Below are 10937 nucleotides of genomic sequence, written 5' to 3'. Positions count from 1 at the left end.
GGGTTCCGCGGCGGGAGTGTGATGGGCGGGCGTCGGTGGTTCTGGGCGGTGGTCGCCGCCGGGGCGCTACTGCTCGTCTCGGGGTTCGTGGTGGCCGAGCCGGCGCGGGGCGACGCGACCGTGCGGGTGATGACCTACAACGTGCGGGGGGTCAACGATCCGCCGCCACGGGACTGGCGCACCCGGCGGAAGCTGGTCGAGCGTCTCCTCGGCCGTCATGATCCCGACCTGCTGGGCGTCCAGGAGGGGCGGTGGCACCAGATCCGCGACCTCGCCCGAATGCTGCCGGACCACCGGTGGATCGGGCTCGGCACCCAGGGCGGCACCAAGGACCAGATCCTGGCGATCTTCTACGGCAAGCGGTTCGAGGTGCTGGACTTCGACCACTTCTGGCTGTCCGACACCCCCGACGCCATCGGTTCCGCGAGCTGGGGGAACCGGTACGTGCGGATGGTGACCTGGGCCAAGTTCCGCGATCGGCGCACCGGCGTGGTCTTCCACCACGTCAACACGCATCTGGACAACGGGTCGGCGGAGTCGAGGGTGAAGAGCGCCGAGCTGATCCTGCGCCGCGTCCGCGGGTTCCAGGCGGGCGTCCCGGTGGTGCTGACCGGGGACTTCAACTCCGCCGCCGGGACGTCGCCCGAGTACACCGTCCTCACCGGAGCGGACGCGTTCCACGACACATGGACGACGGCCCGGAAACGCGGCACCGAGTACGGCACCCTCGGACGGTGGCGTCCACCGAAACGGGGCGGCCGGCGGCTGGACTGGATCCTGGCGCGGGGGCAGGTGCGGACGTCGTGGGCCGAGATCGACCCGTACCGGGGCGGCGGGCTCTACCCCTCCGACCACCTCCCCGTCGTCGCGCATCTCCGGATCGGCTGAGTCACGTGCCGTGTCACCGTCGCGCGGCGTCCTTGCCGGACGCCGTACGGTGGCGCCGCAGCCGGTGCGCCGCCAGGGTCGCGGCCACGAGGGCGGTGAAGACGGCGGCGATCCACCAGACGCCGAGCTGGTCCAGCCAGGTCGTGAGCGCGCCCTGGACCTCGGTGGCGGTGTCCACGACCGTGGAGTCGGCCGAGGCCCCCGCATTGAGGCGTGTCTCGTACCAGCCGTAGTAGGTGACGTAGAGCCCGGCCGGGAGGAGGAAGGCGCCGCTGACGCGGGAGACGTGCGGCAGTATCCGGCGGGTGCGCGCCACGGCCGCCTCGCGTGCCAGCGCCACCAGCATCGACAGAAGCCCGACGACCAAGCCCATGCCGATGCCGTACGCGGCGAACGCCGCGAGTCCGGCCGCGATGCCCGTGCCGCCGGACACCAGCCCGGTGACGGCCAGGAACGGCGCGATCGTGCACGACAGGGAGGCGACGGCGTACGAGACGCCGTATCCGTACAGTCCCGCCAGTGAACCCGTCAGGCCGCCCGCCTGGACGCGGGGCAGGCGGACCAGCAGTTCCCGCCCGGTCAGCAGCCACCCGCCGAGCACGGCCAGGGCCAGGCCGATGACGATGGTGAGCCAGGGCAGGTACTCCTGGACCGAGGTCGTCAGAACGGAGATGAGCAGGCCGAACGCGCCGAAGACGGTGACGAACCCCGCGGTCACCGCGGCCGAGAGCCGCAACGCCCGCCACACCCCGCCCGCCCCCGGCGTCGCGACCAGCAGCGTCAGGTAGGAGGGCAGCAGCGCGAAACCGCACGGGTTGAACGCCGCGACCAGCCCGGCGGCCAGGGCGAGCGAGATCCGCTCCATCAGCCGAGCAGGCCGTCGACGTGGCGGCTCAGCTCGTCCTCGTCCAGCGGTCCGGAGTCCTTGCTCGTCTTGCCGTCGGGCGCCATGAACAGGAACGAGGACTGGGAGGTCACCTTGAAGTGGGAGTACAGGCTGCCGGTCCGGTCGTCCAGGTGGGTGAGGTTCCCGGTGCCGGTCCGGGAGACGAAGTCCCGCAGCCGGCCCTTGTCCTTCTCCAGGCCCCCGATGCCGACGAAGGAGACCTCGTCCCCATACTTCTCGGCCGCCTTGGCCACGTTGGGGCCCTCAGACTGGCATTTGGAGCACCATGGCGCCCAGAACCAGAACACGGCCGGCCTGCCTGCCAGGGCCGCCCCGTCGAACTGCTCGCCGGCCAGCGTCTCGCCCTTGAACCGCAGCGCCTCGGGGACGTCGCGGCCCTGCGCGCCGGGACTCTGCGCGCCAGAACTCTGCGCGCCGGGACTCGCGGGTGCCTCGCTCGGCGATTCGACGGCGCTCGTCGCCTCGCCGCCACCACCGCATCCGGCCACGAGCAGCGCGGCACCGGCCATCGTCACGATCGCCTTCTTCATGCCCATCACGCTAACGGCCGGAGGCGCCGCCATTCCTTACGAAGCGATGAAGTCCGCTCCGGCGGGTGGCCGGCCGGGTCAGACGACGCCGCGGAGCGGATCGGAGGCGAGTTCCCACAGCCTCCGGGCCACGGGATGCCGGAGGTCCGGGTCGATGGCCCGGGCCAGTGCCGCGAGCTGGTCGGGCGGCAGGAGCGCACCGCCGCGGGACGGGTCGCGCAACCAGATCCGTGCCGGCGCGGTGCCGGGTGCCCGCACGACCAGGCGGGGCAGGACGCCTCCGCGCCAGTTCGTCCAGACCGGCGTGGCGGTCTCCGCGGCGACATGGGCGGCCCGGAGATCGTACGTCCTGCGGCCGAAGAGCAGGCGCCGGACGAGGACCCTGCCGTCCAGCCAGTACGCGTTGCGGTACTGCAGGGCCAGCGTGAGGACGACCAGGACGTCGATCAGCAGGAGCATGAGCAGGAAGAAAGCGCCTACGCCCGGCACCTCCGACGAGGTGAGGAACATCCAGCCGAGGGCGCCGAGCATCAGGTTCGCCAGGGCGATCAGAGGGACCAGGCATCCGAGCCAGACGACCCGCATCGACCGGGGCATGCCGACGTGCAATCGGATCATTCGTCCTCCCTCGCCGGTCCGCCACGCCTCGCCGGGCGCCGGCCACGCCATGATCGTAGGAGGCGGCGCGTCGCGGACCGGCTCGGCCCCCGGGCGCTCCGCGCCTAGGCGTCGCCGCCGGGGTGCCGTGCCCGGTGCGCCAGGGCGGTGCGGAGGATGCTGGTGGGGTGCTTCCACAGCACGGCGCCGCCGACCGCGGGGACCGTGTGGAGGCGGGCGCCGGGAATGCGCGCCGCGAGGGTCCTGCCGTTGTCGGGTGAATGGCCCGTGTCCTCCTCGCCGTACCAGAGGTCGACCGGGACGCCGATACCGCCGAGGTCGAACGGCCAGCGGCCCATCGCCAGCACGGTGTCGCGGGCGTAACCGTCCGGGCCCTGCACGAACGCTTCGTCCAGAGCCCGCCGGTATCCCGCCATGAAGTACGGGTCCCGGTAGACGCGGAGGTCCGAGGGCGGGCTCGCGTCCATGACCATGCTCCACAGCGCGTCGGGGCCCAGCCCGCGGAAGAACAGCTCGGCACCCGCGCGATCTGAGGCGACACGGTCGACCAGGCCGCGCAGCTCGCCCGGGAGCGCGGACGCGAACTCCGGTGCGGCCACCTCGTCGGCCCCGGAGACGATCGCGACCGCCGAGCCGACCCCCTCGGCGGCGCAGGCGAGCGCGAACGGGGCGCCCTGCGAGTTGCCGACCAGGACGGGGTCCGCCAGCCCGCGCAGGGCGGCGAGGTCGCTCATGTCCGCGGCGAAGCCAGCGAAGGTCCTGCCGGGCGACGGGGTCGACGCGCCGAGGCCCGGCCGGTCGGCGGAGACGAGGCGCACCCCGAGGGGGCCGACCGCCTCCGGGCCGAAGCCGAGCCGGCGGCTGGTCGCCGCCCCCGGGCACAGCAGCACCGGGACGCCGTCCTCCGGACCCCATTCCGCCCAGCCGAGCAGTCGGCCGTCGGGCAGTTCGATCTCGCCCGCCCGCTCGGGCGCCCGCACATAAGCCATGACCCCCATCATGGGCGCCGGCGAGGCCGAGCGCACAATGCTTTTCCGGGCGTACACGACGGAGCCCGCCGTCACCGGGGTGACGGCGGGCTCCGGGGGGTGCGTCAGCTGAGGCCGGCCTTCTTCAGCCAGTCCTCGGCGACCTTCTCCTGGTCGTCCTTGTCGATGACGATGCGCTTCATCATGTCGAGGAGGTCCTGGGTGGTGAGCTTGGCGGAGATGGCGTTGAGCGCCGCCCGCGCCGTCTCGTTCACCGACTCCTTGTGGATCAGCGGCGTGACGTTCTGCGCGCTGAACACGTTCTCCGGGTCTTCGAGGACGACCAGCTTGTTCTCCTGGATCGTCGGGTCGGTGGTGAACAGGTCGGCGGCCTGGATCTTGTTCTCGGTGAGGAGCTTCACCAGCGTGGACTGGGCGCCGGCGTCGAACGACCGGAACTCCTTGAACTCGATCCCGTAGGCCTCCTTGAGGCCCTTGAGGCCCTGCTGGCGGGTCTCGAACTCCGACGGCCCGGCGATGACGAGCTCGTTCGCGACGCCCTTGAGGTCCGCGATGGACTTGAGGTCGTGCTTGGCGGCCGTCTGCGGGTTGACGGTGACGGAGTCCTTGTCCTCCGCCTCGGCCGAGTCGAGGATCTCGACCGACTGCGGCAGCTTCGCCTTCAGCTCGGCGTTGATCTCCTCGGTGGTGGCGGCCTTGCTGTTCTCGTCGACGGACGTGGTCAGCAGCGCGCCGTTGTACTCCGGCATGACGCTGATGCCGCCCTTGACGACCTGGTCGTAGTAGACCTCGCGGGCGCCGATGTTGAACTTGCGGGTGACCTTGAGCTCCTTGGCCTCCAGGGCCTGGGCGTAGATCTCGGCGAGCAGGTTGCTCTCCGGGAAGTTGGCGCCGCCGACGGTGATGGTGCCGCTCGCACCGCCGCCCTCCAGGGGGTTGTCGTCGCCGGAGTCACCGCCGCCGCAGGCCGACAGGGCCAGCGCGGCCGCGAGGCCGACGACCGCGCCACGGATCAGTTTCTTCATTGCGTTTTCCTCTGTTTCGGTGGTCAGGAGGAACGGGCGGTGCCGAGCAGGCCCGGCGAGACGACGAGGCGGCGCAGGCCCGCGAAGATCAGCTGGACGATCAGCGCGAGCAGCACCACCAGAACGGTGCCCCCGACGACGAGCTGGTAGTCGTTGCGGGCCAGCCCGTCGATGATGTAGCGGCCGAGGCCGCCGAAACCGGGGTAGGCGGCGATGGTCGCGGTGGCGACGACCTGGATCGCGGACGTGCGCAGCCCCAGCAGGATCAGCGGCAGCGCCATCGGCAGCTCCGCCCGCCACAGCACGCCCCAGCCGGACATGCCCATGCCGCGGGCGGCGTCCTTGGCGTCGGCGTCCACGCCGCGGACGCCCTCGAAGGTGTTGACCAGGATCGGCGGGACGGCCAGCGCGACCAGCGCGACCAGCACCGGCGTGATGCTGTAGTCGATCACGACGATGAACAGCACCAGGCCGAAGGTGGGGATCGCCCGCGCGACGTTGGCGACGCTGACCGCGAGGAAGCCGCCGCGGCCGGTGTGCCCGACGAGCAGGCCGAGGGCGAGGCCGATCACGGCGGCGGCGAACAGCGCCACCCCCGTGTAGTAGAGGTGCTCCAGCGTCCGGTGCGGGATGCCGTCGTCGCCCTCCCACTGGGAGGAGGCGGTCAGCCACGTCCAGAACAGATCGATCTGGTTCCAGAGGTCGTTCATGCTGCCTCCCCGTGGGGGGACGACCCCCCACACCCCCCGCGCTCGCTTCGCTCGTTCATGAGACCTTCCCCCGCACCCGCGCCCATGGGGTGAGCAGCCGCTGGACGGTGACCAGGATCGCGTCGGTGACGAGCGCCAGCAGCACGATCAGGACGGTGGCGGCGATGATCTGCGTCGGGAACGACAGCTGGTAGCCGCGGATGATGTCGTAGCCGAGCCCGCCCTGGCCGATCAGCTGCCCGACCGCGACGAGGCTGATGGACGAGACCGCGGCGACGCGCGTCCCAGCGATGACGATGGGCACGGCGATCGGCAGCTCGACCCGCAGCAGGCGGCGCAGCGGGCCGAACCCCATGGCCGTCGCGGCCTGCCGGACGGGGTCGGACACCGAGGCCAGCCCGTCCACCACGTTCGGGACGAGCACCGACAGGCTGTACAGCGTCAGCGGGATCATGACGGTGGACGCGGTGAGCCCGGTGTACTGGATGAAGATCATGAACAGCGCCAGCGACGGGATCGCGTAGAACACGTTCGCGATGGTCAGCGCGGGCGGGTAGAGCCAGCCCCAGCGGCGGCACAGCACCCCCACCGGCAGCGCGATGAGCAGCCCGAACAGCACCGGCAGCAGCGCGAGCCGCAGGTGGACGAGGGCGTGCTCGCCGAGCGAGTCGGTGTTGCGGGCGATCCAGTCCCAGTCGAACTCCATCAGCCACCGTCCTCGGCGGCCTCGGCAGGACGCGGGTCGGCGCCGGCGCGGGCGATGGCGGTGCTCAGGTCCTGCTGGTCGGCGACGCCCGCGAGGCGGCCCTCGGCGTCCACCCCGACGGCGCGGCCGGACGGCGACAGGATCGCGGCGTCGAGCGCGGCCCGGACCGAGTCGCCCGCGACGTCGAAGGTGTGCCCGATCGGCGCGAGGGACGCGTCGCCGACGACCCCGGACGCGGGCAGGCCGGCCGCGGCGGCCCAGCCGAGCGGGCGCCGGTCGGCGTCCACGACCAGGACCCATCCGCCGGCGGCGTCGCGGGCCCGCTCGATGGGGGCGTCGGCGGGCAGGACGTCCCGTTCGCTCAGCGGCGCCGAGGAGGCGGGGATGAACGACAGCCGCCGGATGCCGCGGTCGTGGCCGATGAACCCGGCGACGAAGTCGTCCGCGGGACGGGCCAGCAGCGTCTCGGGGCTGTCCACCTGGACGAGCTTGCCGCCGGTCTGGAACACCGCGATGCGGTCGCCGAGCTTGATGGCCTCGTCGATGTCGTGGGTGACGAACACGATGGTCTTGTGCAGTTCGTCCTGGAGGCGCAGGAACTCGTCCTGGAGTTCGGCGCGGACGACGGGGTCGACGGCGCTGAACGGCTCGTCCATCAGCATGATCGGCGGGTCGGCGGCGAGGGCCCGCGCGACGCCGACGCGCTGCTGCTGGCCGCCGGACAGCTGGAACGGGTACCGCCGCGCCATCGAGTGCTCGAGCCCGACCCGCTCCATCAGCTCGTGGGCCCGCGTCCGCGCCTCCTTCTTGTTCCAGCGCAGCAGGTGCGGGACGGTCGCGATGTTGTCCTCGATGGTGCGGTGCGGGAACAGCCCGGCGTGCTGGATCACGTAGCCGATGCCGCGCCGCAGCCGGGCGGGCTTGTGCTCGCGGACGTCCTGCCCGTCGATGAGGACGCGGCCGGACGTGGGCTCCACCATCCGGTTGATGGTGCGCAGCGCGGTGGTCTTGCCGCCGCCGGACGTGCCGACGAACACGCTGATGCGGCCGGTGGGGCAGTCGAGGCTGACGTCGTCCAGGGCGACGGTGCCGCCGGGGTAGCGCTTGGTCACGCCCTCAAAGGTGATCAAGGATTCACGTCCTGGTCGGGCGCCCGCGACGCCGATGATCGATTCGGCCTTCTTCCCAACCGTAACCACAGGGTACGGTCGGCGAAGAATCCCAGCTTGTCCTGAACATCGGATGTGGAGCCTACCTACCTGGAATCCGGGGAAAGTAGCCTCGCGGCGTGGAGAACAGCCGAATCGTTATCGACGGCACCGCGCTCACCTGCGCCCAGGTCGTCCGCGCCGCCCGCGAGGATGTGATCATCGCCATAGCCCCCGGCGGCGCCGAACGGGCCCGCGAGGCGTGGCGGGTGGCCGGTGCGGTCGCCGCGTCGCAGCCGGTGTACGGGCGGACGACGGGGGTCGGCGCGAACCGCGTGGTGGACGTGGAGTGGGAGGACGCCGACGCGCACGGCCTGCGGCTCCTGCGCAGCCACGCGGCGGGCGCGGGCCCCCTGGTCGCGCCGGAGATCGTCCGGGCGATGCTGACGGTCCGGCTGAACCAGATCGCGGCGGGCGGCTCGGGTGTCGAGCCGGGCGTGCTGCAGGCCCTCGCGGACGTTCTCAACCTTGGCCTTCTTCCTCCGGTGCCGGTGCACGGGGCGATCGGCACCGGTGACCTCACGGCGCTGGCCTCGACCGCGCTGTGCCTGCTGGGCGAGCGGGCCTGGCTCGCGGAGCCGGACGACGTCCCCGAGCGGGGCCCCGGGTACCGGCTGCGGTCGCCCGACGCGCTGGCCTTCATCAGCTCCAACGCGGCCACGCTCGGGGAGGCGGCGCTCGCGGCGGCCGACCTGCGGGAGATGCTCCGCGCGTCCACCGTCGTCGCGGCGCTGTCGCACTTCGCCGTGCGGGCCTCGGAGGAGCCGTACGCGCAGGCCGTGCAGGACGCGTGCCCGCATCCGGGGCAGCAGGAGGCCGCGGCGGCGATGCGGGCGCTGCTCGCCTTCGACCGGCCCGCGCCCATGCGCATCCAGGACCCGTACGGCTACCGGGCGTTCCCGCAGGTGCACGGCCCCGCGCTGGAGGCCGGCTCCTACGCCGAACAGGTCGTCACCCGCGAGATCAACGCGGCGGCCGAGAACCCGCTCATCGACGTCGCCGGGCGGACGGCCTGGCACAACGGCAACTTCCACACCGGCTACGTCGGCCTGGCCCTGGACTCGGCCCGCGCCGCCCTGTTCCAGACGATGGCCCTCGCCGCCGCCCGACTCGGAACGCTCGCCGAGCCGTCGTTCACCGGCCTGTACCCGTTCCAGGGCGCCACCGAGGCGTCCTCGGGAATCATGATCCTGGAGTACGTGGCGCACTCGTGCCTGGCCGACGTCCGCCGCCTCGCGACCCCGGCGGCCCTCGGCAGCGCGGTCCTGTCGCGCGGCGTCGAGGAGCACGCGGGCTTCTCCACCCAGTCGGCCCGCGCGACGACCGACGCCGTCGCCGCCTACCGGCTGGGACTCGGCTGCGAGCTGGTCGCCGCCGCGCGGGCGCTGCGGATGCAGGGACGCGCGCCGTCGGGCGGCCCGCTCCGGTCGGCGTACGACATGGCCGCCGCCGTGCTCGACCCGCGCGTGGAGGACCGGCCGCTGGACACCGACATCGCCGCCGCCGCCGACCTCCTGCCCGGGCTGGCCCGGCTCCATCCCTGACCCTTATCCCCGCGGCTCGCCCGTCGAGGCGCGCACGCGCAGGGACGGCTCGCGGACCACGCGGCGCTTGCGGGGCTTGCCCTCGATGACGTCCACGATGAGCCGGACGGCGGAGTGCACGATGCCGTCGATGTCCCAGTCGACGGTGGTCAGCGGCGGCGTGAGCAGCGCCGACATCGGATGGTTGTCATAACCGCAGACGGCGACGTCACCGGGGACGGCGAGGCCGAGTTCGCGGGTAGCGGCGTAGACGCCGTAGGCGATGGAGTCGGCGAAGCAGAACACGGCCGAGGGACGGTCGGGAGCGGCGAGTACCCGCATGGCGACCTCGGTGGCGGCGGCGAGCGACTGCGGTACGACGACCACGTCGACGCGCAGGCCGAGACGCTCTGCCTCGGCGTTGACGTGCACGTCGGCGGGACGGTCGGGGGTGCTGGCGCCCGTCGGGGTGAACACGGTGAGGCGCTCGTGCCCGAGGTCGCGCAGATGCTCCAGCGCGAGCGTGACGCCGCGCCGGTTGTCGAACACGACCTCGCCCTGCGCCTGCCCGCCGTGCAGCGCGTCGCCGATGGACACCACCGGGATCGCGGCGGCCAGCTCCGTCCACAGCGCGGCGGACGGGTCGAGCGGCTGGACGATCAGGCCGTCCACCCGCTGGTCGCGCAGCCGGCGGGCGAGGGCCAGCTCCCGCTCGGGTTCGCCGCCGGCGTCCACGATCAGGGCGTAGCGGTCGCGGGCCAGCAGCGCCCGGCCGATGCCGACCGCGAGCGACTGCTGCCAGTAGTCCTCGAGGGAGCCGCACAGCAGGCCGACCTGCGCGGTGCGGCCGCTGGCGAGGGCTCGGGCGATCGGGTGCGCCTCGTAGCCGAGCTCGTCGGCGGCGGCGCGGACCCGCTCCTGGGTCTCCTCGGAGGTCTGGATGCCGCGCAGCGCGTACGACACGGCGGCGGGCGACAACCCCGTCGCCTGCGCCACTTCCCGGATGGTCGCGCGCTTGCGCTTGTCCGACATCTCTCCAACCCTAGAGCCCGCCACCGACAACGCGGCGGACCCCGCTTGACGGGCGCGGCTCTGAACCGGTTCACTGAAGCGGTTAACTGATGCGGTTCAGTGATGCGGTTCAGTAGCCGTGTCCAGCCCGTTCACACAGTGCGGAGATCCCGCGATTCCCACGGATGAACGGTGCCGCGACAACGAGAGAACGGAAAGGAGCGAACCCGTGACATCCGAGGTCCTGCCCCGCGCCGCCTGCTTCGAGACCCTGCCAGGCCGTCCCCTGGACGAGCACGAGCTGCGCGAGCTCGTCGACGACCTGGCGGAGCGGCCGGACCTGTGGCGGCAGCACGTCGCGTTCCCCGGCGGGCGGCGCCACTACGCCTCGCTGTACCGGGACGACCACGTGGACGTGTGGCTGCTCTGCTGGACGCCCCAGAACGACACCGGCTGGCACGACCACGACGTCTCGTCCGGCGCCGTCCGCGTCGTCGCCGGCGCCGTGGAGGAGAACAACCCGCGCATCGGCGGCGAACCCCTGCGGACCGTGGTCGGGGAGGGCCGGTCGTTCTGCTTCGGGCCCGACCACATCCACCGGCTCACCGGCGTGGACGACGCAAGCGTCTCGATCCACGCGTACTCGCCGCCGCTGGAGCGTCTCGGCCAGTACTCCATTGACGAGTCGGGCGTGATGCGCCGCCTGACCGTCGGCTACACCGAGGAACTGCGGCCGCAGGACGACAAGCCCGCAGACGAGCCCGAGGACGGGGAGAGCGGGCCCGCGGCGTCCTGAGGTGGAACCCCCCGGCGGGCCCGACC

The 10937-nt window shown here is 72.5% G+C and carries 12 protein-coding genes; 3 read left to right on the top strand and 9 right to left on the bottom strand.

All coding sequences use genetic code 11. The features are described from left to right. Positions 1-21: 21 nt before the first annotated feature. On the top strand, positions 22-888 hold the full coding sequence (locus ACGFK0_RS07275) for an endonuclease/exonuclease/phosphatase family protein (protein ID WP_184887259.1): 867 nt from the start codon (positions 22-24) through the stop codon (positions 886-888). Between the two features lie 13 nt (positions 889-901). On the opposite strand, the gene ACGFK0_RS07270 is transcribed toward ACGFK0_RS07275, so the two are convergent. The 8 genes from ACGFK0_RS07270 to ACGFK0_RS07235 all read right to left on the bottom strand — a co-directional run bounded on the left by ACGFK0_RS07270 (position 902) and on the right by ACGFK0_RS07235 (position 7503). Next, the gene (locus ACGFK0_RS07270; RefSeq protein ID WP_392901369.1) at positions 902-1753 is read right to left on the bottom strand and encodes a cytochrome c biogenesis CcdA family protein; all 852 of its coding nucleotides are present in this window, start codon (positions 1751-1753) and stop codon (positions 902-904) included. Continuing rightward, positions 1753-2325 (bottom strand): thioredoxin domain-containing protein, encoded by a 573-nt coding sequence (locus ACGFK0_RS07265; RefSeq protein ID WP_392901367.1) that lies wholly within the window; start codon positions 2323-2325, stop codon positions 1753-1755. The genes ACGFK0_RS07270 and ACGFK0_RS07265 overlap by 1 nt, the downstream gene beginning before the upstream one ends. Before the next feature lie 78 nt (positions 2326-2403). Continuing rightward, entirely contained in the window at positions 2404-2943 is a 540-nt protein-coding gene (locus ACGFK0_RS07260) for a hypothetical protein (RefSeq protein WP_184887265.1), read from the bottom strand. 104 nt (positions 2944-3047) lie between these two features. Then, positions 3048-3932 carry an alpha/beta fold hydrolase gene (locus tag ACGFK0_RS07255; protein ID WP_392901365.1) on the bottom strand — a complete coding sequence of 295 codons (885 nt, stop codon included), beginning with the start codon at positions 3930-3932 and terminating at the stop codon, positions 3048-3050. A 104-nt stretch (positions 3933-4036) separates the two neighbouring features. Next, positions 4037-4957, bottom strand: coding sequence for an ABC transporter substrate-binding protein (locus tag ACGFK0_RS07250; RefSeq protein ID WP_184887269.1), 921 nt, complete (start codon positions 4955-4957; stop codon positions 4037-4039). A 23-nt stretch (positions 4958-4980) separates the two neighbouring features. Further along, positions 4981-5667 (bottom strand): ABC transporter permease, encoded by a 687-nt coding sequence (locus ACGFK0_RS07245; protein WP_132047983.1) that lies wholly within the window; start codon positions 5665-5667, stop codon positions 4981-4983. A 55-nt stretch (positions 5668-5722) separates the two neighbouring features. Continuing rightward, positions 5723-6373, bottom strand: coding sequence for an ABC transporter permease (locus ACGFK0_RS07240; RefSeq protein ID WP_184887271.1), 651 nt, complete (start codon positions 6371-6373; stop codon positions 5723-5725). Beyond that, complete coding sequence (locus ACGFK0_RS07235) at positions 6373-7503, bottom strand: ABC transporter ATP-binding protein (RefSeq protein WP_392901362.1); 1131 nt, start codon at positions 7501-7503, stop codon at positions 6373-6375. The genes ACGFK0_RS07240 and ACGFK0_RS07235 overlap by 1 nt, the downstream gene beginning before the upstream one ends. Positions 7504-7661: 158 nt before the next feature. On the opposite strand from ACGFK0_RS07235, the gene ACGFK0_RS07230 reads away from it, so the two are divergent. Beyond that, entirely contained in the window at positions 7662-9125 is a 1464-nt protein-coding gene (locus ACGFK0_RS07230) for an aromatic amino acid ammonia-lyase (protein WP_392901360.1), read from the top strand. 3 nt (positions 9126-9128) lie between these two features. Here the strand turns inward: ACGFK0_RS07230 and ACGFK0_RS07225 are convergent, their stop codons facing one another. Next, entirely contained in the window at positions 9129-10136 is a 1008-nt protein-coding gene (locus tag ACGFK0_RS07225) for a LacI family DNA-binding transcriptional regulator (RefSeq protein WP_392901358.1), read from the bottom strand. 208 nt (positions 10137-10344) lie between these two features. On the opposite strand from ACGFK0_RS07225, the gene ACGFK0_RS07220 reads away from it, so the two are divergent. Further along, positions 10345-10911 (top strand): cysteine dioxygenase, encoded by a 567-nt coding sequence (locus ACGFK0_RS07220; protein WP_392901356.1) that lies wholly within the window; start codon positions 10345-10347, stop codon positions 10909-10911. Positions 10912-10937: the final 26 nt, after the last annotated feature.

This window comes from Spirillospora sp. NPDC048823 (genome assembly GCF_043198445.1).
Taxonomy (GTDB): Bacteria; Actinomycetota; Actinomycetes; order Streptosporangiales; family Streptosporangiaceae; genus Spirillospora.
Note: the sequence above shows the minus strand (reverse complement) of the source record. Positions and strands in the feature narration are given on the sequence as shown.